General features: G+C 67.1%; 23 protein-coding genes. 17 read left to right on the top strand and 6 right to left on the bottom strand.

Annotation, left to right across the window (positions count from 1 at the left end; all coding sequences use genetic code 11):
* Positions 1-2 precede the first annotated feature (2 nt).
* A complete protein-coding gene (locus J0I42_RS17320; RefSeq protein ID WP_291656564.1) occupies positions 3-887 on the bottom strand; it encodes an aldose epimerase family protein in 885 nt (294 codons plus the stop codon).
* Positions 888-1,022: 135 nt separating this feature from the next.
* On the opposite strand from J0I42_RS17320, the gene J0I42_RS17315 reads away from it, so the two are divergent.
* The 3 genes from J0I42_RS17315 to J0I42_RS17305 all read left to right on the top strand — a co-directional run bounded on the left by J0I42_RS17315 (position 1,023) and on the right by J0I42_RS17305 (position 3,496).
* Positions 1,023-1,919, top strand: coding sequence for a 2-dehydro-3-deoxygalactonokinase (locus J0I42_RS17315; RefSeq protein WP_291656563.1), 897 nt, complete (start codon positions 1,023-1,025; stop codon positions 1,917-1,919).
* Positions 1,916-2,836 (top strand): ribokinase, encoded by a 921-nt coding sequence (locus J0I42_RS17310; protein WP_291656562.1) that lies wholly within the window; start codon positions 1,916-1,918, stop codon positions 2,834-2,836. Before J0I42_RS17315 ends, J0I42_RS17310 begins: the two co-directional genes overlap by 4 nt.
* A gap of 132 nt (positions 2,837-2,968) precedes the next feature.
* The gene (locus tag J0I42_RS17305) at positions 2,969-3,496 is read left to right on the top strand and encodes a retropepsin-like aspartic protease family protein (protein ID WP_291656561.1); all 528 of its coding nucleotides are present in this window, start codon (positions 2,969-2,971) and stop codon (positions 3,494-3,496) included.
* A 131-nt stretch (positions 3,497-3,627) separates the two neighbouring features.
* Here J0I42_RS17305 and J0I42_RS17300 read toward each other — a convergent pair whose 3' ends face one another.
* The 3 genes from J0I42_RS17300 to J0I42_RS17290 all read right to left on the bottom strand — a co-directional run bounded on the left by J0I42_RS17300 (position 3,628) and on the right by J0I42_RS17290 (position 5,565).
* Positions 3,628-4,233, bottom strand: a complete 606-nt coding sequence (locus J0I42_RS17300) for a TadE/TadG family type IV pilus assembly protein (RefSeq protein ID WP_291656560.1) — start codon at positions 4,231-4,233, stop codon at positions 3,628-3,630.
* Positions 4,234-4,239: 6 nt separating this feature from the next.
* Positions 4,240-4,881: a TadE/TadG family type IV pilus assembly protein gene (locus J0I42_RS17295; RefSeq protein WP_291656558.1), complete on the bottom strand. Its 642-nt coding sequence runs from the start codon at positions 4,879-4,881 to the stop codon at positions 4,240-4,242.
* 183 nt (positions 4,882-5,064) lie between these two features.
* Positions 5,065-5,565 carry a pilus assembly protein N-terminal domain-containing protein gene (locus J0I42_RS17290; RefSeq protein WP_465247690.1) on the bottom strand — a complete coding sequence of 167 codons (501 nt, stop codon included), beginning with the start codon at positions 5,563-5,565 and terminating at the stop codon, positions 5,065-5,067.
* Between the two features lie 415 nt (positions 5,566-5,980).
* Between J0I42_RS17290 and J0I42_RS17285 the strand changes: the two genes are divergently transcribed.
* The 9 genes from J0I42_RS17285 to J0I42_RS17245 all read left to right on the top strand — a co-directional run bounded on the left by J0I42_RS17285 (position 5,981) and on the right by J0I42_RS17245 (position 14,701).
* A complete protein-coding gene (locus J0I42_RS17285; protein ID WP_291656555.1) occupies positions 5,981-6,154 on the top strand; it encodes a Flp family type IVb pilin in 174 nt (57 codons plus the stop codon).
* A gap of 143 nt (positions 6,155-6,297) precedes the next feature.
* The gene (locus tag J0I42_RS17280) at positions 6,298-6,810 is read left to right on the top strand and encodes an A24 family peptidase (protein WP_291656554.1); all 513 of its coding nucleotides are present in this window, start codon (positions 6,298-6,300) and stop codon (positions 6,808-6,810) included.
* 123 nt (positions 6,811-6,933) lie between these two features.
* The gene (cpaB, locus tag J0I42_RS17275) at positions 6,934-7,692 is read left to right on the top strand and encodes a Flp pilus assembly protein CpaB (RefSeq protein WP_291656552.1); all 759 of its coding nucleotides are present in this window, start codon (positions 6,934-6,936) and stop codon (positions 7,690-7,692) included.
* Positions 7,689-9,137 (top strand): type II and III secretion system protein family protein, encoded by a 1,449-nt coding sequence (locus J0I42_RS17270; RefSeq protein ID WP_291656551.1) that lies wholly within the window; start codon positions 7,689-7,691, stop codon positions 9,135-9,137. Before cpaB ends, J0I42_RS17270 begins: the two co-directional genes overlap by 4 nt.
* A 35-nt stretch (positions 9,138-9,172) precedes the next feature.
* The gene (locus J0I42_RS17265; protein WP_291656550.1) at positions 9,173-9,916 is read left to right on the top strand and encodes a CpaD family pilus assembly protein; all 744 of its coding nucleotides are present in this window, start codon (positions 9,173-9,175) and stop codon (positions 9,914-9,916) included.
* On the top strand, positions 9,916-11,181 hold the full coding sequence (locus J0I42_RS17260; RefSeq protein WP_291656548.1) for a CpaE/TadZ family protein: 1,266 nt from the start codon (positions 9,916-9,918) through the stop codon (positions 11,179-11,181). The genes J0I42_RS17265 and J0I42_RS17260 overlap by 1 nt, the downstream gene beginning before the upstream one ends.
* 80 nt (positions 11,182-11,261) lie before the next feature.
* Entirely contained in the window at positions 11,262-12,710 is a 1,449-nt protein-coding gene (locus J0I42_RS17255; RefSeq protein ID WP_291656547.1) for a CpaF family protein, read from the top strand.
* A 27-nt stretch (positions 12,711-12,737) separates the two neighbouring features.
* A complete protein-coding gene (locus tag J0I42_RS17250) occupies positions 12,738-13,715 on the top strand; it encodes a type II secretion system F family protein (RefSeq protein WP_291656546.1) in 978 nt (325 codons plus the stop codon).
* An 8-nt stretch (positions 13,716-13,723) separates the two neighbouring features.
* On the top strand, positions 13,724-14,701 hold the full coding sequence (locus J0I42_RS17245) for a type II secretion system F family protein (RefSeq protein ID WP_291656544.1): 978 nt from the start codon (positions 13,724-13,726) through the stop codon (positions 14,699-14,701).
* Between the two features lie 173 nt (positions 14,702-14,874).
* On the opposite strand, the gene J0I42_RS17240 is transcribed toward J0I42_RS17245, so the two are convergent.
* Entirely contained in the window at positions 14,875-15,768 is an 894-nt protein-coding gene (locus J0I42_RS17240) for a tetratricopeptide repeat protein (protein WP_291656542.1), read from the bottom strand.
* 130 nt (positions 15,769-15,898) lie between these two features.
* On the opposite strand from J0I42_RS17240, the gene J0I42_RS17235 reads away from it, so the two are divergent.
* From J0I42_RS17235 to J0I42_RS17225, 3 genes are all read left to right on the top strand, one after another.
* Positions 15,899-17,281, top strand: a complete 1,383-nt coding sequence (locus tag J0I42_RS17235; protein WP_366509842.1) for a leucyl aminopeptidase family protein — start codon at positions 15,899-15,901, stop codon at positions 17,279-17,281.
* An 80-nt stretch (positions 17,282-17,361) separates the two neighbouring features.
* A complete protein-coding gene (locus J0I42_RS17230; protein WP_199091118.1) occupies positions 17,362-17,715 on the top strand; it encodes a MarR family winged helix-turn-helix transcriptional regulator in 354 nt (117 codons plus the stop codon).
* Positions 17,716-17,756: 41 nt separating this feature from the next.
* Positions 17,757-18,614 carry a C40 family peptidase gene (locus tag J0I42_RS17225; RefSeq protein WP_291656538.1) on the top strand — a complete coding sequence of 286 codons (858 nt, stop codon included), beginning with the start codon at positions 17,757-17,759 and terminating at the stop codon, positions 18,612-18,614.
* Position 18,615: 1 nt separating this feature from the next.
* On the opposite strand, the gene mutS is transcribed toward J0I42_RS17225, so the two are convergent.
* Positions 18,616-21,354, bottom strand: a complete 2,739-nt coding sequence (gene mutS / locus J0I42_RS17220) for a DNA mismatch repair protein MutS (RefSeq protein ID WP_291656536.1) — start codon at positions 21,352-21,354, stop codon at positions 18,616-18,618.
* A 104-nt stretch (positions 21,355-21,458) separates the two neighbouring features.
* Between mutS and J0I42_RS17215 the strand changes: the two genes are divergently transcribed.
* Together J0I42_RS17215 and J0I42_RS17210 are read left to right on the top strand one after the other, a co-directional pair.
* Positions 21,459-23,291: a methyl-accepting chemotaxis protein gene (locus tag J0I42_RS17215; RefSeq protein ID WP_291656534.1), complete on the top strand. Its 1,833-nt coding sequence runs from the start codon at positions 21,459-21,461 to the stop codon at positions 23,289-23,291.
* 120 nt (positions 23,292-23,411) lie between these two features.
* Positions 23,412-25,697 (top strand): NADP-dependent malic enzyme, encoded by a 2,286-nt coding sequence (locus tag J0I42_RS17210; protein ID WP_291656532.1) that lies wholly within the window; start codon positions 23,412-23,414, stop codon positions 25,695-25,697.
* The last annotated feature ends 51 nt before the right edge of the window (positions 25,698-25,748 follow it).

Raw genomic sequence — 25,748 nt, 5'->3', positions numbered from 1 at the left:
TTTCAGAGAGCTTCCGGCGCGATCCTGAGCCAGCCTTCCAACGTCTCGCCGGGCACCAGGCGCTTGAGCGGTGCGGCGGCCCGCGCCGGCGGCTCGCTGGGAGCGCCGATCGCGTGGCTCTGCGGCTCGACGCAGAGGAAATCCGCCCCTGCCGGCGCCCAGACCACCGGGCAGTCGAGAGTGTCGCTCGCAGTGAGGGTGATGGCGAGGCCGGTCGAAGGCGTCTCGATCCGGGCCTTGCCGTCCCAGCCGAGGAAGCTCCAGGCAGTCACCGTCTCCCCGCGGAAGGGATGCGCTTCGGCATAAGGGCCACCATCAGCAAAGGCTTGCCGGCCTGTGGCGCGGAAGGCCTCGCCGAAGACCAGCGCGCCCTCGCTGCGCATGACGAGGCGCGTATCGGCCGCACAGGGAAACCACGGGTGGTGGCCGATGCCGAACGGTAGTGCCGTCTGCGCCTCGTTGGTAATCGCCAGATGAATGGTCATACCGGCTTCGTCGAGGATGACTTCCTGCCGCGCCCGGTAGCGATACGGGTCGGAGCCCTCGGTCCGGCGGTGTTCGAGAACGGTATGACCGCGGTCATACTCCAGAACGTCCCAGGCAGCCTGCCAGCCGAAACCGTGGATCGCGCCGCCGGGATCGTTCTGTGGAACGAGAAAGTGCTGCTCGCCATCGTCGACGACGCAGCCGAAGGCACGGTTGGCGAACGGCAGCAGCGCCCAGGTCCCGAAGAAATTCGGCGACGCCGTGCCCGGCTCCCGCCCGGCGGGCGGAGAGAGCACGTCCTGGCAGCGCCCGTCCGACCTGCGCCAGCTCAACGAGGAGACGATGCCGCCCATCCCGGGATGAATGACGGCGTCGAGGCCGCCTGCCTGCAGTTCGAGCATCCGGCTTGTCCGATTCGTTCGACCAGTTCCCCATACGGTTGCCGGGAAGGCATGCGCCGCACAAGCCTCCCGCAGCAAACTATTGACCCGGCACAGCGCGATGGAGACAGTCGCGCTCCATTGCCGGAGCCTGCCATGTCCAAACCTCTGATCGCACTCGACTGGGGCACGACCCGCGCGCGTGCCTTCCTGATCTCCGAGATGGGAGAGGTGATCGAGCGGCGCATCGCCGACCGCGGCATCCAGTCGGTTCCGGCGGGTGGCTACCCGGACGCTTTCGCGGAGCTTGCCGGCGATTTTCTGAAGGACGCGCCAGATGCCGCGATCGTGCTCGCCGGGATGGTCGGCAGCCGCAACGGCTGGATCGAGGCGCGCTATGTCCCCTGCCCGGCTTCATCCGCCGAGATCGCATCGGCCGCGATCCAGGTCGCGCTCGATTCCGCAACGACGGCGACGATCCTCCCCGGCCTGAGCTGCGACGACGGCGCCTTCGACGTGATGCGCGGCGAGGAGACGCTGATCGTCGGCCTCGGCCTGACCGACGGCATCGCCTGCCTGCCCGGCACCCATTCGAAATGGGCGGAGATCAGGCAGGGCCGTATCACGCGTTTCGCCAGTTTCATGACCGGCGAGCTCTACGGGCTGCTGCGCAACGATTCGATCCTCGCCCGGCTGGCCGAAGCCCCCTCGGAGGCTGATGCCGCCGATGGCCTCGCGCGCGGCCGTGCCGCGGCGGGACGGCCGGGCGGGCTGCTCAACACCGCGTTCGCGGCGCGCACCGAGGTCCTGGCCGGCCGGATGGCCGGCGGCGCGGTCGGCCCCTATCTCTCGGCGCTGCTGGTCGGGCAGGAGATCGCCGGGGCCGAAGCCCTTTTCGGCAAGGGCCAGCCCATCCATCTCGTCGCGGACGGAGCCCTGGCCGAAAGCTATGGCGCCGGTCTGCAGGCGAGAGGGCACGCCATCCAGCTCATCTCGCCCGAGGCGGCCTTCGTCGCCGGCGTGAGGCGGCTTGCGGCCGATCTCGCCGTATGATCATCGTCTTCGGCTCGATCAATATCGATCTCGTGACGCCGGTCGAACGTCTGCCGGGGCCGGGCGAGACCGTACTCGGCCCCGGCTATGCCCTGCATCCCGGCGGCAAGGGAGCGAACCAGGCGCTCGCTGCCCGCCGCGCCGGCGCCGAAGTCATGCTGGTCGGTGCGGCAGGCCGGGACAGCTTCGGCGATGCGGCACTCGCCCTGCTCGCCGCCGAAGGCGTCGATCTCGGTCATGTCGCACGGGTCGAGCAGCCTACGGGAGCCGCCTTCATCGCGACGGACCGGGAGGGCGCCAACCAGATCATCGTCGCAGCCGGCGCGAATGCCGCTGCTCAGCCGGATGCGTTGCGGCAGATCGAACTCGCCGCTGGCGATATCCTCCTGCTGCAACGCGAGGTTCCCGAGCAGGCGTGCCTCGAGGCAGCCCGCGCGATGAAGCGGGCCGGGGGGCGTGTGATCCTCAACCTCGCCCCCGCCGAGGCGCCATCGGCGGCCCTGCTGGACGAACTCGACATGCTGATCGTCAACGAGCATGAGGCGATGGTGCTTGCGCAGGCGCTCGGCTGGCCGGAACAGGACCCGGATGCGATCGCCTGCCGACTCGATGAGGAGCGGGGCATCGCCACGATCGCGACATTGGGCGCCGCCGGCGCCGTCGCCTGGATCGACCGCACCCGCCATCGGCTCGCAGCACCGCAGGTCGCGGTCGTCGATACCGTGGCGGCAGGGGACAGCTTCGCCGGCGCCTTCGCCGCCGCGCTCGCGGCCGGCCGCGACATGCCCGCGGCCCTGCGCGAGGGTCTCGCCGCCGGTTCGCTCGCCTGCACGCGGCGGGGAGCTCAGCCCAGCATCCCCTATGCAACCGAAGTCGCTGCACTCGCTGCCCGGCTCGCCGACGAACCCGGCCGGTAAGCCTGGATTAAGACTGACCGCAGTCCCCGGCTGTCCTCCCTCGGCTTGCACGCAAATCCATGCATCCCGTTCACGCTTCGTCAGGGCTCGTATCCGCATCGTGCGAGCACCGACGGAAGAACCGGAGGGACCGTGACGACATCACCGTTGACCTGGGCGTTGAGCGTAGCCGGTGCCATGGCCGTCGGGGCGCTGTCCTATACGCAATGGCTCGCCCCGCGCCTGGCGGACGATGCGCCTTCCCTCGCCGTCGCCACGGCGGCGCCGACGACGCCCGGGCCGCGCGTGCCCGCGACGCTCGCCGTCGCGGCGGATTATCGCGGGCATTATATCGTGCATCCCTCGATCGAGAACTACCGCATCACGATGATGGTCGATACCGGGGCCAGCATCGTGGCGCTGACCGCCGCCGATGCCCGCGCGCTCGGGATCAAGAGAGACGCCTCCACGCGCAGCATGACGCTCGGCACGGCCAACGGCACGGTCGTGGGCTTTCGGGCAATGCTGCGGGAGGTCCGGCTCGGCGAGATCGTCGTGCGCAATGTCGAGGCCGTCGTCCTGCCGGAAGGAGCGCTCTCGATGAGCCTGCTGGGCAATTCCTTCCTCGGGAAGCTGCGAGGCTACGAAGTCCAGACGGGACGCATGGTGCTGCGCAGCTAGAGCGTTCCAGCATCGAACGCCTGGCGGCTTCTACGCTCGCAACGGCGCAGAATGCGAAATCGGGAGGCGCCCCAAGCAAAGCCGCACCCTCCGGCCGGGCGTCGCCGGCTGGACCACGCGCCGCCGAACGGTCAGTTGAAGGGCTGGCAGGGATTGGTGCCGGTCCGCACCACCTGTTCGATGTTCCCGGTGCCGCCAGCCACACCGTTGCGCGGGCGCGCATAGATCGGACTGTCGCCGAGCGTGAACGTCCCGGTGAGGACATAGCCGAAGGCCGGCGTATATCTGTAGCTCGCGCGCGCCATGATGACGGAGGTGCTCGGGATCCGGACGCTGTCGGGAATGACCACCGCTGAGCCGCGTGCCGGTACCGTGCCGTTGCGCTGGTTGCTCCAGCAAACCCGCGCGACGCCCGCCGAATCGATGACGACACTGGCAATCGCCATCGAGGCCTTGCTGTTGTCATAAGGCATCAGGATCGTCTGCGCCGCGTTGAAGATATTCTCCACATCCGCGGGCGCAACCGACTGGACTCGTGCCGTGAGATCGCTGAGAGCCGAAGTCAGCTGCGTCACCTTGCGGTTGATCATCACCAACTGCACCACCTCCACCATCCCGACATAGGCGACGAGCATCACCGGCAGCAGCATGGCGAATTCGACCAGCGCTACCCCTTCCCGATCGCGGCAGAATCGGCGCCAGATACGCAGATCCGTCTTTTTCCGCATGCCCGTCATTCCCGATCAAGACCCCGCAGGAGGCGTCGGCCCCGACGCGACGAAGGGCTCGGCCCGGAACGCCATGCTCACGACGATGCCGCGCCGGCCCGACCCGATATTGGCCAGGCCCGCCGAAGCCCAGCCCGTGAGGAAGAGTTTGTAATCGAGCACGGCGCGCACGACGACGATGTCGTTGCCCTGCGGCTGGGTGTAGCCGAAGCTGGACGTGTTGAGCCCCCCGCCCGCAAGAGGATCGCTGCCCGCCGTCCCGGATGTCGCGGCGGAGAAACTGTTGTAGACGCGCACGTCGACATACAGTTTCGAGCAATCGATGAGCCCTATCGGCGCACGGGCGCAGATCGCGTCGCGGAACTTTGCCGCGTTCGCCGCGCCGGTGGGCGCATTGTAGAGCGTCCGGGACTGCCCCGTCACCAACGAGCGCGAGACCTGCGACAGCGACTCTTCCAGAATCTGATTGGACCAGAACATCAGCGCCGTCTCGAAGATCGCGAAGAGAAGCGCGAAGAACGGCACCGCGGCGAACCCGAACTCCACGGCAGCCACGCCGTCCTGGGATCGGCGGAAGCGCCGGAGCAGCAGGAAGCGGCCGCTGCAGCGCTGCGACCCAGCATTCGGCAAGGACTTATTTTTCGTTCGGTCGAACATCCGTTTGCCTCGTCGAGCTTCAGCCCAGGCCAGAAAGCTCTACCGCAAAAGAATTTCCGATCGGTTAGGGCCGTCTCCGGCCAGCCGGAAACGACGTGAAGCTTTCGCTAACCATGTCGTCTCGCGCGCGAGGACGTGCAGGTGCACGTACCTGACATGAGGCTCCGGTCACCCGGGTCCGCCCTAGTTCTGGGCGCCGCCTGTCGCGAGCGCGTTGCGTGCGGCCACCTGCCCCGCGGTGCTCCCGAAGAAGGGCTGGGCATCGCCCATCTGGATCGAAGGCTGGCAATTCGGATTGCAGGCATAGCTTTCACGATCCATGCCCCGCTGAACCGTCAGCACCTCATCCGACGCCGCGCCGACCCGCACCATCGATTCAGCCAGAAGCGTTCCATTGGCATCGAGCGCGATCAGATTGGTGATGCCGAAGCTCTTGCCGGTGACGATCATGACGCCGTTGCGCTGTACGGACACATCGGCGATGGCCGGATTGCCGACGACGACCGTCTGGGCCTTCTCGGGCAAGCGCACGACCTTGGCGTGGTCGACGAGGACGATCACGCTTTCGGATTTTCCGCGCGGCGGTGCTGCGGCAGCGGCGCCGGACAGGGTCACAGCAAGAGCTGCCACGGCCACCCAGCGAGGAAGCCGGCGACGCCCTTCTGGAGCTCGAACGATCAACATGGCGGCGCCTCAAGCTTTGCGACCCGCTCAATGAAGCCCAAAATGATGAATCAAATCCTAAGCATGCCAGCGGCAGCGATCTCACACGAACTGAACCGCCATGCCGCAGCGGAAGATTTACAGGACTGAGCGATCAGCCTCGAGCGATCTGGAAACAAACCCACACTATATAACCAGCTAAACACCTTGTTTACCGAAAAAAACTCATCGGAATGGCTTTGTATTCAAGATAATCGTCCATTTATTCCGGTTAAATTGAGCATTAACCACGGAAAAAACAGGGACGAAAACAAGCCAATTCTTCGATCCCTTTAACCGATCAGCAAGGCGAGCGGGCTAGTGTCGTTCCTGTCGCTGACCGAAGCCACCTCAGAGCACAGGCAGCCGTCAAACCGTGGTGTAAAGGAGTTTCAGCATGACCAATCTTTTCGCTCGCTTCGTCAAGGACGAGTCCGGCGCCACCGCCATCGAGTACGGCCTGATCGCCGCCCTGATCGCCGTCGCCGCCATCACTGCCATGACCACCGTCGGCTCCTCGCTGATCACCAAGTTCACCCGCGTCTCCAGCGCCCTGAACTCCGTGAACTAAGCCAAAAGCGTCCCGCAAGGGTAACGCGAGGCGCTCCGGGGCGACCGGAGCGCCTTTCTTTCTTGAAGCGAGCTTTCCGCGACCGCGTAAAGCTTTCGGTGATAAACCACCGTCAGGATGACACGCATCCGGAGCCTGGTTCCATGTCGCTGTCCCTTGTCCTCGTCCTCGGTCTTTTTCCGCTCGCCATGGCCTATGCGGCCGCGAGCGACCTCGTTTCGATGACGATCTCGAATCGGCTCTGCATGATCCTGATCGCAGGTTTCGCGATCTGCGCGGTCGTGCTGGGCTTTGATCTCGCCAAGCTCGGGACGCATCTGGCGGCCGGGGCGCTCGTGCTCACCGTTTCCTTCGGATTGTTCGCCGCCGGCTGGATCGGCGGGGGCGACGCCAAGCTCGCCGCCGCGACCGCCCTGTGGTTCGGCTTCGATCAGCTCATGCCCTACCTGTCGATCGCGGGCTTGCTCGGCGGCCTCCTGACCTTCGCCATCATCATGCTGCGCGCCCGCCCGCTGCCGGCCCCCATGGAGACCTGGCCGTGGTTGCGCAGGCTCCATGCCGCCAATGAAGGCGTGCCCTATGGCATCGCTCTCGCCTTCGCCGCGCTCCTCATCCTGCCGGAAACTGCGATCTGGCACGCCGCGATCGGCGTCTGACCCTCTTGCGGCCGTAACGTCAGCGGCGTTCAAAAAATATACGACCGATTAACCATAAGTTGACGTTTCCGAACGACGATCCGGGACGAGAGCCAATCACGCTTGGCTGAGGGTCGTTCGTCCATGAGTCCCGCACGCATCATCATTCTCGCGGTCGCGCTGGTCGCAGGGCTGGGCGCCGCACTGCTCGTCCAGAGCCCCGACACCCCCGCCCCCGTCGCCAAGATCCAACAGGCCCCGACCGTTCCGGTCCTTGTCGCGGCGACCGACATCCCCGTCGGCAACACGGTGGCGGCGAGCGACCTGCGCTGGCTCGACTGGCCGCTAGCCAGCGTGCCGGCCGGCATCATCCGCAAGGACGAGGCGCCCGAAGCCGAGACGGAAATCATCGGGCAGGTGGCGCGCTACGCCACTTTGGGCGCCGAGCCGATCCGCCGCGAGAAGCTGATCAGGACCGACGGAACCGGCTTCCTCTCGGCCGTCCTGCCCGCGGGCATGCGCGCCGTCGCGATCTCGACCGACAGCCGCGGCGCGAACACCGCCGGCGGCTTCATCCTTCCAAATGACCGCGTCGACGTCATCTCCACCCCGCGCGGCGAGGCGGAGGGCCCTGTCAGCGAAGTCATCCTGCGGAACATCCGCGTCCTGGCCATCGGCCAGAACGTGCAGGAGCGCAACGGCGAGAAGGTCGTGGTCGGCGAGACCGCGACGCTCGAAATCGAGCCCGGGCAGGTCGAGGGGCTCGTCCAGGCCCAGAAAAAGGGCACGCTCTCGCTGGCCCTGCGCAGCCTGAAGGATGCCGGCGAGACGACGCCGACTCAAGCCGACAACTCCCTGACGCTCGTGCGCTACGGTGTCACTTCCAAGAGCGTGAAGCCATGATCAGATCCTCTCTCCGCCTGGCCACGGCCCTCGCGCTCGCCCTGACCGCCGGCACCGCCGCCGCGCAGCCCACCGGGAGCGGGCCGGCCCCGGTCCTGAATGTCGGCTCGAGCGAGAACGCGATCTCCCGCAAGCTCGACCTCTCGATCGGCCGTTCGCTGATCGTCGAATTGCCGCGCGACGCCAAGGAAGTCTTCGTCGCCAATCCGAAAGTCGCCAACGCGGTGGTCCGGACGGCGCGCAAGCTCTTCGTGATCGGCATCGCCGACGGCTCCACCTCGATGTTCGTGATGGATGGCGACGGCCAGCAGATCACCGCGCTCGACATCAATGTCGGGCGTGACCTCAACGTGCTCAGGCAGACCTTGCGCACGGCCCTGCCCAACTCCCAGATCGAGATCAAGCCCGCGGGGGATTCGATCCTGCTCGTCGGGACGGTGCCGAACGCCTCTGACGCGACCCAGGCCGTCGATATCGCCAAGGCCTTCGTCGGCGGCGCCTCCTCCTGGCGAACCGGGACGGTGATCAACTCGCTGACCATCCGGGACCGCGACCAGGTGATGGTAAAGGTCATGGTGTCGGAGGTGTCGCGCAAGGCGATCAAGCAGCTCGGCATCAACACGACCGGCGAATGGAATCTGGGCAAATTCTCGGTCTTCCCGACGATCGACAACCCGTTCTCGCTGTCGCCGCAGGCCCTTTCGGCAACCGCCATCGCAGCCTCCGTATCCGGCGATCCGTTGAAGAAGAACATTACCATTCGGGCCCTGGAACGGGCCGGTATGGCGCGTGTCCTGGCCGAGCCGACGGTGACCGCAATATCCGGCGAAAGCGCGAAATTCACGGCCGGCGGTGAAATCCCGGTTCCCAGCGGCTATACCTGCGACCCGGCCAAGGCCGTCTGCTCGCTCGGCGTCCAGTACAAGCCGATCGGCGTCGCGCTGAACTTCACACCGATCGTGCTCTCGGCCAACAAGATCAGCATGCGCATCGCGACCGAGGTCACCGAGCTCGACTTCGAAAACCAGATCGTGCTCCAGGGCGATCGGAATCAGCCCACCGTCACGGTGCCCGCCTTCCGCGTGCGCAAATCCGATACGACGGTCGAGTTGCCGTCGGGCGGAACGCTGGCAACCGCCGGCCTGATCCAGCGTGTCTCGAAGACCTCGATCAACGGCCTGCCCGGGCTGATGAACCTGCCGATCATCGGCGTGCTGTTCCGCTCGCGCGACTATCAGCGCGAGGAGACCGAGCTGATGATCACGGTGACCCCTTATATCGCCAAGCCGATGCAACCGACAGAGGTCCAGCGGCCCGATGACGGCTTCGTCGAGACCCATGACTCGCAGGCGATCCTGCTCGGCCGCCTGAACAAGATCTACGGCAGCGGCGGCGGCCCGGTTCCCCAGGCCTACAAGGGCCGCGTCGGCTTCATCGCCGACTGAGCGCCCCAGCGACAACGATGATGGATGGCCCGACCATGACGGTTTCCTCCCGGATCGACTCGACAGGACCGCGCCTGATCGCCGCCCTGCTGGCGCTCGGCGCCCTGCTCGGCGGCTGCGCCAACCGTACGGCCGGGGGCGAAACGCTCGCCTACGGACCGGACGACGTGCGGGAACGCCATCCGATCGTGCTTCGCGACGCACCGCGCTCGCTCGACGTCTTCGTCGGACGTTCCGGCGGCAGGCTCGACGCCCGGCAGGCCGAGGATGTCGCCAGCTTCGCCCGCGAATTCCGCCGTTCGGGCCGGGGCGGCCTTGTGGCCGAGGTCCCGACCGGCGACCGCCGCGACCGCGCCGCCCACGACACGCTCAACGGCATCCGCGCGGCACTGTCGCACGGCGGCGTCTCACCCGGCGTTCTCAGCGTCCGCAGCTACCCGGTCCAGGACCCGGGCCTGGCCTCGCCGATCCGCCTGACCTTCGCCTCGCTCCAGGCGAGCGTGGCGCATCGCTGCGGGCAATGGCCGTCCGACATCGGCGCTTCCGATTTCAAGTTCTCCTCCTCGAACGCGCCCTACTGGAATCTCGGCTGCTCCTCCCAGGCGACGCTGGCCGCGCAGGTCGCCGATCCGCTCGACCTCGTCCGTTCGCGCGACGAAGGCCGCCCCGACATCGTCAAGCGCATGGGCGCCATCACCAAGATCCGCGAGGGTCGCGACCCCTCGACGCAGTACCGGCAGCAGACACCGCAGATCAACTCGACCGTCGGAGGCAACTGATGCACTCCGAGCCCCACGAGAATCCGGCGATCGACCTGCCCGGCGACGAGATCATCGCGCCGCTGCCGCGCATCACGCTGCAGGCTTTCTGCGAAACGCCGGCCGTCGCCGCGACCATGCAGGCCGCAGTCGCCGACCGGCGCATGGACAAGGCTCATGCCCGCGTCCAGATGGGCGGGCCGGCCGCAGCCGTAGAGGCATTCCGCACGGCCCCGACGCCCAACGTCATCGTGCTCGAAGCCGTGGCCGATGCGGCGACGCTGGTCTCGCACCTGGAATCCCTGTCCGAAAGCTGCGATGCCGGCACCAAGGTCGTCGTGATCGGGCATGTCAACGACGTCCAGCTCTATCGCGACCTGATACGCCGCGGCGTCAGCGAATACCTGATCGCGCCGCTCGAGCCGCTCGACGTGCTGCGTACGCTGTCGGAGCTCTACATCGCGCCGGAGGCCCGCAATCTCGGCCGCGTCATCGCGGTGATGGGCGCCAAGGGCGGCGTCGGCGCCTCGACCGTCGCGCACAACGTCTCCTGGGCGATCGCACGCAATCTCGACGCTTCCACCGTCATCGTCGATCTCGACATCGCTTTCGGCACGGCCGGCCTCAACTTCAACCAGGACCCGCCGCAAGGCATCGCGGAAGCGGTGTTCGCACCGGAGCGCCTCGATTCCAACCTGCTGGACCGGCTTTTGTCGCGCTGCAGCGACAATCTTGCGCTGCTCGCCGCTCCTGCGATCCTGGACCGGACAGTCGATCTCGACGAGGACGCGCTCGAGCAGCTTCTCGAATTGCTGCGCGCCAGCGTGCCCTGCATCATCCTCGACGTGCCGCATCAGTGGAGCGCCTGGGTGAAACGGACGGTGCTCGGCGCCGACGAAATCCTCATCGTCGCCGAACCTGAGCTCGCCTCCCTGCGCAATGCCAAGAACCTGGTCGATCTGTCGCGGGCCACGCGGCCGAACGACGCCGTCGCCCGGCTCGTCCTCAACCGCGTCGGCGTTCCCAAGCGGCCGGAGATCAATGCGGCCGAGTTCTCCAAGGCGCTCGGCATCGACGTGCTCAGCACGATCCCGTTCGACGCCCAGTTGTTCGGCACGGCCGCCAATAACGGCCAGATGATCGCCGAGGTGCAGGCCGGCAGCAAGGCGACCGAGGCCTTCACCCAGATCGCAAGCGCACTGACCGGGCGCGGCGAGGCCAAGCGCGGCCGGCGCAGCCTGCTTGAACCTTTCGTCGCGAAACTGAAGCGCCGCAAGGCCTCTTGATGAACAGGGACCGACGATGACGGGGAGACGCCCGCACGCCAGGCAAGAGACCGGCCCGGGCCGGGCGGGAGAGTGTTGAGATGTTCGGCAAGCGATCCGCAGGCGCAGGTCACGCGCCCAATCTGAACGCGAGAGCCCCCGCGGCCGTGCAGGCCGCGCCGCGCAAGCCCGAGCTCGCTGCGGCCCCCGTCGAGGAACGCAGGATCGCGCCGGTGGTCGAGACGACCCCGCGCTCCGAAGACTATTACCAGATGAAGAGCATGATCTTCGGGGCGCTGATCGAGGCCATCGATCTGTCGCAGCTCGCGAAGCTCGACGCCGAATCCGCACGCGAGGAAATCCGCGACATCATCAACGAGATCATCTCGCTGAAGAACGTCGTGCTCTCGATCGCCGAGCAGGAAGAGCTGCTCGACGACATCTGCAACGACGTACTGGGCTACGGACCGCTCGAACCGCTGCTGGCCCGCGACGACATCGCCGATATCATGGTCAACGGCGCCGGGCGGACCTTCATCGAAACCGCAGGCAAGATCCAGCTCACCAATATCCGTTTCCGCGACAACGCGCAGCTGATGAACATCTGCCAGCGCATCGTCAGCCAGGTCGGCCGGCGCGTCGACGAAAGCTCGCCGATCTGCGACGCCCGCCTCGCCGACGGCTCGCGCGTCAACGTGATCGCGCCGCCGCTGGCCATCGACGGCCCGGCGCTGACCATCCGCAAGTTCAAGAAGGACAAGCTGACGCTCGACCAGCTCGTCAAGTTCGGCGCCATATCGCCCCCGGGCGCCGAGATCCTGAAGATCATCGGACGCGTCCGCTGCAACATCGTCATCTCGGGCGGAACGGGTTCCGGCAAGACGACGCTGCTCAACTGCCTGACCAACTATATCGACGACGACGAGCGCGTCATCACCTGCGAGGACGCCGCCGAGCTCCAGCTCCAGCAGCCGCATGTGGTGCGCCTCGAAACCCGCCCCCCCAACCTCGAAGGCACGGGCGCGGTGACGATGCGCGACCTCGTCAAGAACTGCCTGCGCATGCGCCCGGAGCGCATCATCGTCGGCGAGGTGCGCGGACCGGAGGCGTTCGACCTGCTCCAGGCGATGAACACCGGTCACGACGGCTCGATGGGCACGCTACACGCCAACTCGCCCCGCGAGTGCCTGAGCCGCATCGAATCGATGATCACCATGGGCGGCTTCTCGCTGCCCTCCAAGACGCTGCGCGAGATGATCTGCTCCTCGGTCGACGTCATCATCCAGGCCCAGCGCCTGCGCGACGGATCGCGCCGGATCACTCACATCACCGAAGTGATGGGCATGGAGGGCGAGGTGATCACGACCCAGGATCTGATGCTCTACGATATCGTCGGCGAGGACGCCGCCGGCAAGCTCATCGGCCGACACCGTTCCACCGGCGTCGGGCGCCCGCGCTTCTGGGAGCGCGCGCGCTATTTCAACGAGGACCAGCGCCTCGCCGCCGCCCTCGATCAGCTCGAAGACGCAGGCACCAGCAATGCCATCTGACCGGACGCTCTCGCGGGGATCCCGGGCATGAACATGAGCACGCTCGCCGTCGCCCTGCTGGCCATGTTCGCCGTCGGCGGCGTGGTCTATGCGCTGCTCTATCCGACGCTCAGCGGCGAAAAGCGCGCGGAGAAGCGGCGCAAGGAGTTCGCCGGGCCGAGCACGGTGCGCGGCATCGACCGGGAGGCGCAGGCCCGCAACAAGCGCGGCCAGATCGCGCAGAGCCTGAAGGAGATCGAGAATCGCGAGAATGCGCGCGACAAGATCTCGCTCGAGCAGCGCATCGCCCAGGCCGGTTTGGCCTGGACCCCCAAGAAATATTACGGGATCAGCGCGGGGGTCGCGATTGCGGTCGGGCTCCTGCTCTGGCTCGCGAGCGGGAACTGGATCCTCGGCTTGGCCGGCCTCTTCATCGGCGGCTTCGGCATGCCTGCCTGGTTCCTGAAACGCTGCAAGAACAACCGCCTGAAGAAGTTCGGGGTCGAGTTCCCCAACGCGCTCGACGTCATCGTGCGCGGCATCAAGGCGGGCCTGCCCGTGAACGACTGTCTGCGCATCATCGCCAACGAAGCCGTGGAGCCGGTGAAGAGCGAATTCAGGATGATCATCGAGTCGCAGGCGCTGGGCCTGCCGCTGGCGGAGGCGGCGGTGAAGCTCCACGAGCGCATGCCCTGCGCCGAGGCCAACTTCTTCGGGATCGTCATCGCCATCCAGCAGAAGACCGGCGGCAACCTCTCCGAGACGCTCGGGAATCTGTCGCGCGTGTTGCGCGAGCGCCGCAAAATGCGCGACAAGATCGCGGCCGTATCGATGGAGGCCAAGGCCTCTGCGGCGATCATCGGGTCGCTGCCCCCGGTTGTGGCGATCCTCGTCTGGCTGACCACACCGAAATATATCGAGCTGCTCTGGATCACTCAGGTCGGCAAGGTCGCGCTGGTCGCGAGCGGCCTGTGGATGCTGATCGGCGTTCTGATCATGCGCAAGATGATCAATTTCGAGATCTGAGACCGAACATGATTGCCCAGATCGCCACCAGTGTCACCAATCCGCAGTTCCTGCTGGCGCTGCTGGCCGCCATTGCGGCGGCGGCGACCGTCCTGACGATCGCGATCCCGCTGACCGAGGGCAACAACCTCCAGAAGCGCATGAAGAACGTCGCCACGGAGCGCGAAAAAATCCGCGCCCGCGAACGTGAGAGATTGAACCGGCAGAACGAGAAGGTTTCGCTGCGGCAGGAGCCTAAAGCCTATATGCGGCGCATCGTGGAGCGCTTCAAGCTCGGGGACTGGCTCGGCACGGAGAACGCCAAGAAGCAGCTTGCAATGGCCGGCTATCGCGGCCCCCAGGCCGAAATCGCCTTCCTGTTCTTCCGTCTCGCCGCACCTGTCGGGCTGTTCCTGTTCACCTTGTTCTACGTCTTCGCCATCAACGATTTCGGCCAGAGCTTCACGATTAAGATCGCCATCGGCATCGGCGCCGCCTATCTCGGCATCAAGGCTCCGGAGATTTTCCTGTCGAACCAGGCCAGCAAACGACAGGCCTCGATGCGCCAGGCCTTTCCGGACGCGCTCGATCTGCTGCTGATCTGCGTGGAATCCGGCATGTCGATCGAGCACGCCTTCCGGAAGGTGGCCGGCGAGGTCGGCAACCAGTCGGTTCCGCTGGCGGAGGAGTTCGCGCTGTGTACGGCCGAGCTCTCCTATCTGACCGACCGGCGCATCGCCTACGAAAATCTCGCGCTGCGGACGGGCCTCGAAAGCGTGAAATCGGTCTCGACGGCTCTGATCCAGGCCGAACGTTACGGCACGCCGCTCGGCACCGCCTTGCGCGTGCTGGCCCAGGAAAGCCGCGACCAGCGCATGTCGGCGGCCGAGAAGAAGGCGGCTGCGCTGCCGCCGAAACTCACCGTCCCGATGATCGTGTTCTTCCTGCCGGTGTTGTTCGTCATCATCATGACCCCCGCAATGATCCAGGTCTTCAACTGGAAGTGAGGATCGCTCGACCGACCGTCGGGTTTCGCTTCCGCGCAAAGACCGCCAACACGGCTCCACGTGGCGGACAAAAGGCCCCACCGAATCGAAGAAGGCCGGAGCCCCTCGGGCTCCGGCCTTCTTCGATTCGGTGCGATCCTTCGACGTTTCGGCTTCGCCGGATAAATGCCGTCTCAGGCTGGCGGCACGGCAGCGGGCCGGACGCCCGCGCCCTGGAGCGCCGGCTGCCGGGTGGGCGCCTGGGTCCGTCCCTTGCCCCCCTTCAGCAGCTCCCAGCTGTTCTGCTGGCTGACGCTGCGCTTGAGATAGGCGATGGTTGCGGCGGCCTCGGCCGGGCTCTGGTCGCGGCGGGCCAGGGTCTCGGCCTCTCCGAAACGACCCTGCAGGCCGAGTACCAGCACGAGATTCTGACGGACGCGGGCGTCCGCCCGCTCGGAGGCCGCGGCCTCGGACAGAATGCGTTCGGCCTCCGGCAGTTTGCGCGAAAGGGCGAGCGACAGCCCGTAATTCGACATGATCGTCGGCTCGTTGGGAGCGAGCTTCAGGGCGGACTGGTAGAGCTGCTGCGCGCGGCTGTGATCGCCGAGTTGATCTGCGACGGTGCCCTGTGCCGAGAGAATCCGCCAGTCCGGGTTCTCCGGCGTGTGGGCGCGGCTGAGCACGTCGTCAGCCTCCTTCAGCCGGCCATTATCGGCGAGCGTGCGGCCATAGGCGCCGAGAAGCTCACGATCGTCCTGATGGGCGAGGACCGCACTCTGCAGCACGGCCAGCGCCTGCGCGTTCTGGTCGAGGCTCCGCAGCGCCCGCGCATAATGGAAGGCGGCGTCGCGATCCTTGGGATTGGCGTCGTAACGCTTGGCCCAGGTCTCGCGTTCGGCCTGCCAGTCCGACTCCGTTCGCGGTTGGGTCGCCTGACTGCGGCCGATCGAGCCGGTGATGTCGCCGAGGCCGCCACGGCCCTGGCAGCCGGCCAGGACGAGCGCGGCAAGGCAGACGGCAAGGCCGAAACCGGCACGAGAGCCCCGCACCGGCTCGTGGATTGAAGAATGGGGCCGGGCTGAAGACATGGGCCGGATCGCCTCCCGAAATCGGGGCCTCTGGATGGGTTCGTCTGGTCGATCCGGTGATAAAGCGTTAACCCTAATGCATTCTTAATCGCCTCCCCGGCACCCTTGCCCGAAACCGAAACAGCGCTCCGTGCACAGCCTCCTGATCTCTCCGCCCACCGCCGCCACTCCCGTTCACGTCGTCTCGGCTGCCAACTGGCCGATGCTTCAGGAGCAGCTCTCTCCAGCCAGTCGCGGCTTCGCCCTTGCGCAGGGTTTTGCGGCCCGCACCGGGCAACACTGCCTGCTGCCAGACCCGCAAGGGGAGTTGGCAGCCGTCCTGCTCGGCATCGACGCCGCGGGGCGCCGGCCCGATCCGTTCGCGGCCGGGCGCCTCGCCGCGCTGCTGCCGGCGGGCGACTATGCGTTATCGGGCGAGATCGGCGATCCGACATTGGCTGCGCTGAGCTGGCTGCTGCAAGGCTATCGCTTCGACCGTTATCGCAAGCCGAATCCTGCTCGTGCGCGGCTCGTCCTGCCTGAAGGCGTCGACGGCGAAGAGATCAGCCGGATCGCCGACTCCGCCATGCTGGCGCGGGACCTCGTCAACACGCCGGCGAACGAACTCGGACCTGGCGAGATCGAGGCGGCGATCCGCGGGCTCGCCACCGAATGCGGCGCGACGGTCACCAGCATCATCGGCGACGACCTCATCGCCCGCAATTTCCCGATGATCCACGCCGTCGGCCGCGCCTCGACGCGGGCACCACGGCTCGTCGACCTCGTCTGGGGCGACCCCGCCCATCCCAAAGTGACGCTGGTCGGCAAGGGCGTCGCGTTCGATACGGGCGGGCTCAATCTCAAGCCCGACGCCTCGATGCTGCTGATGAAGAAGGATATGGGCGGCGCGGCAGCGGCGATCGCGGCGGCGCGGATGATCATGCTGGCGGGGCTGCCGGTCAGGCTGCGGCTTCTCGTGCCAGCCGTCGAGAACGCGGTCTCGGGCAACTCCTTCCGACCCGGCGACGTCCTGTCGAGCCGCAAGGGCATCTCCGTCGAGATCGGCAACACCGATGCCGAGGGCCGGCTGATCCTGGCCGATGCGCTGGCGCTCGCCGACGAGGAGGCGCCGGATCTGCTCGTCGATTTTGCGACGTTGACCGGCGCTGCACGCACCGCGCTCGGGCCGGAATTGCCGCCATTCTACACCCATGACGAAATCCTCGCCGCCGAGATCGCGCGGCTCGGCATGGCGGTGAACGACCCGGTCTGGCGGATGCCGCTTTGGCCGCCCTATGACGGCCTGCTCGATTCCAAGATCGCCGACGTCAACCATGTCTCCGGTGGGGGCATGGCCGGATCGGTCACCGCAGCCCTGTTCCTCAACCGTTTCGTCGAGAAGACGCCATCCTACGCGCATTTCGACATCTACGCCTGGAACCCCGCCAACAAGCCAGGGCGACCGGAAGGCGGCGAATGCCAGGGCGCGCGAATGATCCACGCACTGGTCAAGCAGCGTTACCCGCGCGGTTAAGGCTGTTCCGCAAAGCCGATTGCGTGCTGCCGTGACGGGGATAATGATACGGGTCCGTAACGATCTGGACCCGTGCCTTTATGCCCCTGGAGATCAAGCCTTCGCAGGCGCTCAAGCTGTGGCGGCAGGTCCATCTCGATCTGGTGCGGGATCATGACGCCGATCTCTCGGCGCGCCAGACCGCGATCCTGCTGACGGTCTATCTCGAATTGCCGCCGCATACGGTGCGCGGACTGGCGAAGCAGCTCGGCGTGACCAAGCCGGTGATCACGCGCGCGCTCGACACACTCGGCAAGCTCGGCCTGCTGACGCGCAAGCGTGACGAGGCAGACCGCCGCAATGTCGTGATCCAGCGCACCGTCGCGGGAGCACTCGCCGTCGAGCGGCTGGCCGATCTGGTCACCGAGCATGCCAGGGAGATCGGCGGAAGCTGACGCCCCTCCCCCACGGTCTCCCGCCACGCTAGATTGCCACCATGAACGCGATTCTCGACCGCCGCATCCATGCCTTCCGCCCCGACCTCGCAGCACGCGCGCTGACCGGGCAGGTTGAAGCCACCCGCTTCGCCGATCCGCAAACGATGCGCATCGTCGCGGCCTCCGCGCCGGTGCGGCGCGAGCCGCGCCCGGACGCTGCACTCGACACCGAGGCGCTGGCCGGCGAACTGGTACAGGTCTACGAGCGCGAGGAGGGCTGGGCCTGGGCCCAACTCGCCGGTGACGGCTATGTCGGCTACATCCCCGACGACGCCCTGCGCCCGGACCGGCCCGCGCCGACGCATCGCGTCGCGTCCCTGCGGACCTTCGTCTACCCTGGCGCCTCGATCAAACTGCCGCCGCTGACCGCGCTCTCGCTCGGCGCCGGCGTCGCCGTCGTCGAGAGCAGGGGCGATTTCGCGGTGATTGCCGATGGCGGCCATGTCTTCGCCGCCCATCTCGCGCCGATCGACCAGCATGAAACGGACTTCGTCGCCGTCGCCGAGCGCTTCCTCGGCGTGCCCTATCTCTGGGGCGGCAAGACCAGCCTCGGGCTCGACTGCTCCGGGCTGACGCAGCTCAGCCTCGCGGCGGCCGGCATCACTGCGCCCCGCGATTCCGACATGATGGAAGCGACGCTCGGCCGACCGGTCGAACTGCGCGAGGACCTGTCGGGGCTCCAGCGCGGCGATCTCGTGTTCTGGAAAGGCCATGTCGGCATCCTGACCGCCCCCGACACGCTGCTCCATGCCAGCGGGCATGTGATGCGCGTCTATCGCGAGCCGCTGCGCGAGGCGCGTGACCGCATCCGCGCCAGGAGCTTCGGCGAGATCACTGCGATCAAGCGGCTGGGCTAACTCAGCCCAACCCCTTCAGGCGATAGAGCGCTTCCAGCGCCTCGCGCGGGGTCATTTCGTCCGGGTCGATCCCGGCGAGGGCCTCGCGCAATCCGTCCGGCTCGCCTTCGGCAACGACCGGCGCCGGCCGGCGCTGGGGCACGGCAAAGAGCGGGAGATCGTCGACCAGCGAAGCGACCGGCTTCTCGCGCTCTGTCTTCTCCAATTCGCCGAGGATGGCGCGGGCCCGCTCGACCACGGCCGGCGGCAGGCCGGCGAGCTTGGCGACCTGAATGCCGTAGGAACGGTCGGCCGCGCCCGGCACGACCTCGTGCAGGAAGACGACCTCGCCCTTCCATTCAGTGACGCGGACGGTCGCATTGGCGACGCGGTCGAGCCGGTCTCCCAGCGCCGTCAGCTCGTGATAATGCGTCGCGAACAGGCTGCGGCAGCGGTTGATCTCGTGGAGATGCTCGATCGCGGCCCAGGCGATCGAGAGCCCGTCGAAGGTCGCCGTGCCGCGGCCGATCTCGTCCAGGATGACCAGCGCGCGCGGGCCGGCCTGGTTCAGGATCGCGGCGGTCTCGACCATCTCGACCATGAAGGTCGAACGGCCGCGCGCAAGGTCGTCGGCGGCGCCGACACGCGAGAACAGCCGGTCGACGATGCCGATATGCGCGGAGGTCGCCGGCACGAAGGAGCCCATCTGGGCGAGCACCGCGATCAGCGCGTTCTGGCGCAGGAAGGTCGATTTACCGGCCATGTTCGGGCCGGTGATCAGGCAGATGCGTCCGCCCTTTGCATCGCCACCCGGCGGCGACAATTCGGTGTCGTTGGCGACGAAGGGCTTGCCGTCGCGCTTCAACGCGGCCTCGACCACAGGGTGGCGGCCGCGCTCGATGGTGAAGGCGACGCCGTCATCGACCTGCGGACGGCTCCAGCCCTCGCGGGCCGCGAGATCGGCCAAAGCCGTGGCGACGTCGAGCTCGGCCAGCGCCAATGCCGCCGCCTTGATCGGCTCGGCCTGGGTCAGGACGGCCTCGCCGAGCGCGGCGAAGATCGCGAGTTCGAGCTTCAGCGCCCGGTCGGCGGCGGAGGCGATCTTGGCTTCGAGTTCACCGAGCTCGACCGAGGAGAAGCGCATCGCATCCGACATGGTCTGGCGGTGGACGAAGGTCGCGCGCCAGGGATCGCGCAGGAACTCCTCGCCGGTCGCCTGCGGCACCTCGACGAAATAGCCCAGCATGGCGTTGTGCTTGATGCGCAGCGTCCGGCAGTTGGTTTCGGCGGCATAGCGCGCCTGCAACTGGGCGATGACCTTGCGCGAGTCGATCTGAAGCAGGCGCAGCTCGTCGAGCGCCGGATCGAACCCCTCACGCACGAAACGACCGTCGCGGCGGTTGAGCGGCAACTCATCCGCCAATGTCGCATTGAGACGAAGAGGCAGGTCGGGGTCGCTTTCGCCGAGCGCCCGCATGGCGCGCGTCAGTTCGACGGGAAGATCACCGCGCCGGACGAGCAGCGCAGCGATCGAGCGTGCCGCATCGAGCCCGGCACCGAGCGCCGCCAGATCACGCGGGCCGCCGCGGTCGAGCGAGAGTCGCGCCAGCGCTCGGGCCACGTCCGGCACCTTCTCCAGCGCCGAACGCAGATCCTCGCGCAGGCCGGCATCGGTGACGAGCAACTCGACCGCATCATGACGCGCGGCGATGGCGGTGGGATCGGTCAGCGGACCGGCGAGGCGCTCGGCCAGCAGGCGCGCACCGCCCGGAGTCACCGTGCGGTCGATCGTGGCGAGCAGGCTGCCCTGGCGCTCGCCGCCCAGAGTGCGCGTCAGTTCGAGATTGGCGCGGGTCGCCGCGTCGATCAGCATCGTCGCCGAACCGGCATCTCGCACCGGCGCCGAGAGCGGCGGGCGGGCGCCGAGCTGGGTGCGCTCGACATAGGCCAGCGCCGCACCCGCCGCCGCAATCTCGGCCCGCGTGAAGGCGCCGAAGGCATCGAGCGTGGCGACACCGAAAAATTCCTTGAGGCGGCGCTCGGCCGAGGCCGCGTCGAGCCCATCGCGAGCGAGCGGCGTCACCGGTACCGTGATCTCGCGCCAGAACTCCCTGAGCTCGGGATCGTCATGAATGGCGTCGGGGCAGACGATCTCGCGCGGCTCCAGCCGCGAGAACTCGATGGCGAGGCGCTCCTGCGGCGTCTCCATCACGGTGAAACGGCCGGTCGAGATGTCGATTGCCGCCAGCCCGTAGAGCGAGGCCACCTCGCCGGTTCTGCGGCGCGCGACGGCGACGAGGAGGCTCGCGCGGCCGGGTTCGAGCAGGCGCTCCTCGGTGATGGTGCCGGGCGTGACGAGGCGCACGACATCGCGCTTCACCACCGATTTGTTGCCGCGCTTCCTGGCTTCGGCCGGATCCTCGGTCTGCTCGCAGACGGCGACGCGATGGCCGGCGGCGATCAGCCGCTGGAGATAGTCGTCGGCGCGCTCCACCGGCACGCCGCACATCGGGATATCGTCGCCCTGATGCTTGCCGCGCTTGGTCAGCACGATGCCGAGCGTGCGCGAGGCGATTTCGGCATCCGTGAAGAAGAGTTCGTAGAAATCCCCCATCCGGTAGAACAGCAGGCAATCCGGATTGGCAGCCTTGATCTCGACGTACTGCGCCATCATCGGCGTGACGCGCTCGGCCGCGGCTGCCGGCCTGGCGGCATTCGACACAGCGGAACGGGCGGCTTCGGGGGAGGAACTCTGGTGCATCGCGCCGGCACGCTAGCAAAATGTCCGGCCAAGGCCATCCGTTAGGATGGCTTTCAACAATTCAAACTACTGTCCTGCAGCCGAATCCGGCCGGGGTCCCCACATTGCTGCTGATCAACCTCGCCGAAAGCCTGTTCTTCCTGCTGCTGGCGGGATTGCTGCTGACCGTGACCACACCCCGGTTCGGGGATCGCCCCTGGCTGCGCCAGGTGATCGTCGGCGTCCTGTTCGGGGCCGGCGCCCTGGTCAGCATGAGCAACCCGTTCCAGCTTCAGCCCGGATTGTTCATCGATTCCCGCAACAGCTTCGCGATTCTCGCCGGCCCGGTCGGCGGCCCGATCGCCTCCGTTCTGACGGCCGTGCCCCTTGTCGTCATGCGCTATCTCAGCGGCGGCGTCGGCATGGTCACAGGCGTGACCGGTATCATCGCTCGCGGCGCGATCGGCATCGCCTATGCGCTGTGGCTGGCGCGCCGCCGGCGTTCGCTGGGCATCGGCGATCTCGCTGTACTGAGCGCCATCGACGCGATCATCCTCGTCGCCTCGGTGGGCTTGATCCCCGGTGCGGCCGGCGAACGCTTCCTGCGCGAAGCCGTCCCGGTGATGGTCCTGGTCGGAACGATCGGCATCTTCCTGACCGGCATCATCGTCATCAACGACAGCGAAAGGCGCGAAACCGCCTATCGGCTGCGCACGCTGATCGATCGCGCCCCCGGCACGCTCTATCAGCGGATCATTCGGCCGGACGGCAAGATGACCTATCAGTTCGCCTCCTTCGCCATCGACAAGCTGCTCGGCATCACCAAGGAAGAGGTCGAACGGGACCCCGAGATCTGGCTCGGCAAATTGCTGCCCGAAGACCGCGCCCGGTTCGAACAGATGCGCCGCGCCCAGCAGGACACCGAGACGTTCTGGCGGTTCGAGGGGCGCTATTCCGCGCCGGATGGCAGCATCGTCTGGCTGCGCAGCGAATCGACCAAGCGGCGCCTGCGCGACGGAACGCTGGTCTGGGACGGCATCCTGCTCGACGTCACCGCCGAGAAGACGCTGGAAACCCGCCGCGGCGAGATCGAGGCGCTGCGCAAGACGACTCTGGATGCCCTTGCAAGCGATCTCGAGCGCACCGTCGGCAAGGCTCTGGGCGATGTCGGCGCCTCGTTGCACGGCATGCATACGGCCGCCGGCCAGATGGTGGAGAACGCCAACAAGACGACGCTCCGCGCCGAGAGCGTGACGCATGAGGCCGGCAGCGCCTCGCGCCGCGTCGGCAGCGTGGCGGTCGCGGCGGAGGAAATCGAGGCCTCGATCCGCGAGCTGACCCGCCAGACCAGCCATGCCGACGACACGGTGCGCGCCGCCGCATCCTATGTCCGCAGCACCCGCAGCGACGTCGCCGGGCTGACGGAAGCCGCCGACAAGGTTCGTGCCGTGCTCGATTTCATCGAGGAGATCGCGTCCCGCACCAATCTTCTCGCCCTCAATGCCACCATCGAGGCCGCCCGCGCCGGAACCGCCGGCCGCGGTTTCGCTGTGGTCGCCGGCGAGGTCAAGACACTGGCCGAGCAGACGCAGAAGGCGACCCGCGACATCGCGGAGACGCTCGCCGATATCCGCGCCGCCGCCGCGACCGCCTTCGAGGCCGTCGCCCATATCGAGGATACGATGACGACGATCGAGCAGACTTCGGGCGCGATCGCCGCCGTCGTCTGCCGCCAGGCCGGCCTCGCGTCGACCATCGCCGCCGATGCGCAGGCCGTCGCGCTGAGCGCCGATGCCGTCACCGTCAATGTCGGCGCCGTCGGCGTCGAGGCGCGCATCACCGGTGATGCCGCGATCCATGTCGCGGAGACCGCCCGCAAGGTCGACGAGCAGGCCGAGGCGCTCGACCGCTACGTCACCGATTTCGTACGCAGCGTACGCACGACCTCGCGCGCCTGATCCCGCGCCCGCCCGCTTCCACACCGACGGGAGTTGCGCGATCACTCGCCGCTTGTGATCGGCGGGCGCACCGCCGTATGGTCAGCCGCCCCTCGAAAAAACACAAGAAAAGACACTTCGATGAACGACCGCCCGACCACCAAGAAAGCCCGCCCGACCTTTACGGACCAGGAAGCCCTGCTGTTCCATTCGCAGGGACGGCCCGGCAAGCTGGAGGTGGTGCCGACCAAGCCGATGGCGACGCAGCGGGACCTCTCGCTCGCCTATTCGCCCGGCGTCGCCGTGCCGGTTCTGGCGATCGCGGAGGATCCGTCGCGCGCCTATGACTATACGACGCGCTCGAACCTCGTCGCCGTGATCACGAACGGGACCGCGATCCTCGGCCTCGGCAATCTCGGCGCGCTCGCCTCGAAGCCGGTGATGGAAGGCAAGTCCGTCCTGTTCAAGCGCTTCGCCGACGTCGACTCGATCGACCTCGAGGTCGATACCGAGGATCCGGACAAGTTCATCGAGGCCGTGCGCTATCTCGGCCCGTCCTTCGGCGGCATCAATCTCGAGGACATCAAGGCTCCCGAATGCTTCATCATCGAGCAGCGCCTGCGCGAGCTGATGGACATCCCCGTCTTTCATGACGACCAGCACGGCACCGCAATCATCGCCGCCGCCGGCCTGATCAATGCGCTTGATATCACCGGGCGCGACATCAAGACGACTAAGCTCGTCATCAACGGCGCCGGCGCCGCCGCCATCGCCTGCATCGAGCTGCTCAAGGCAATGGGTTTCAAACCCGACAACGTCATCCTCTGCGATACCAAGGGCGTGATCTACCAGGGCCGCACCGAGGGCATGAACCAGTGGAAATCGGCCCATGCCGTGGTCACCGACCGGCGCACGCTGGCCCAGGCGCTGGACGGAGCGGATGCCTTCTTCGGCCTGTCCCAGAAGGGCGCGGTGACGCCGGAGATGGTCGCCTCGATGGCGCCGAACCCCATCATCTTCGCCATGGCCAATCCCGATCCTGAAATCACACCGGAGCAGGTCCATGCCATCCGCGACGACGCGATCATGGCGACCGGCCGCTCGGACTATCCCAATCAGGTCAACAACGTCCTCGGCTTCCCCTTCATCTTCCGTGGCGCGCTCGACGTGCGCGCCACCACGATCAACATGGAGATGAAGATCGCCGCTGCCGAGTCGCTGGCGATGCTGGCACGCGAGGACGTGCCCGACGAGGTCGCGGCCGCCTATCAGGGTTCCCGGCCGCGCTACGGCAAGGACTATATCATCCCCGTCCCGTTCGATCCGCGCCTGATCCATGTCGTGCCGATGGCTGTCGCCAAGGCGGCGATGGATTCGGGCGTCGCCGGCAAGCCGATCGTCGATACCGCCGCCTACAAGGCACAGCTTTCGGCGAGACGCGACCCGATCGCCGGCACGCTCAACCGCATCTTCGAGCGCGTCCGCCGCTATCCCAAGCGCGTCGTCTTCGCCGAGGGCGAGGAGGAGCAGGTCATCCGCGCCGCCGCCTCATTCGTGGCGCAGGGGCTCGGCCAGGCCATCCTCGTCGGCCGCGAGGACCGGATCACCGAGGCCGCGACCTTCCTCGGCGTCGATCTCGAAGCCAAGGGCATCTCGATCCAGAACGCCCGGCTCTCGCATCGCAATGCCGCCTATGCGCAGTATCTCTACGAGCGGCTGCAAAGGCAGGGCTATCTGTTCCGCGACTGCCAGCGCCTGATCAACCAGGACCGCAACCATTTCGCCGCGGCGATGGTGGCTCTTGGCGATGCCGACGCGATGGTGACCGGCGTCACCCGCAACTACTCGATCGCGCTGGAGGAGGTTCGCCGCGTCATCGACGAGAAGCCTGGCCATCGCGTGATCGGCGTCTCGATCGTGATCTCGCGCGACCGCACCGTGCTGGTGGCGGACACCGCGATCACCGAGATGCCGACCGCGCGGCAATTGTCGGAGATCGCCATCGAGGCGGCCGGCGTCGGCCGCCGGCTCGGCTACGAGCCGCGCGTCGCGATGCTCGCCTTCTCGAGCTTCGGCCATCCCGCCGGCGAGCGCTCGGAGAAGGTGCGCGAGGCCGTGGCCTTGCTCGACGGCCAGCGCGTCGATTTCGAGTATGACGGCGAGATGGCCGCGGATGTCGCGCTCAATCGCGAGGTGATGAGCCAGTACCCGTTCTGCCGGCTCTCCGGGCCCGCGAACGTGCTGGTGATGCCGGCTTTCCACTCGGCCTCGATCTCCACCAAGCTGCTGCAGGAACTCGGCGGCGCGACCGTGATCGGCCCGCTGATCGTCGGCCTCGACAAGCCGATCCAGATCGTGCCGCTCGGCGCGAAGGATTCCGATATCGTCAACATGGCCGCGCTCGCCGCCTTCAATATCGGCGGCTAGGTCAAAACGCCTCTGCCCATTCTCGTCATGCTCGCCTTGTGGCGCGCATGA

The organism is Allobosea sp. (assembly GCF_017308015.1).
Lineage (GTDB): Bacteria > Pseudomonadota > Alphaproteobacteria > Rhizobiales > Beijerinckiaceae > Allobosea.
This window is presented reverse-complemented; position numbering and strand designations above follow the sequence as displayed.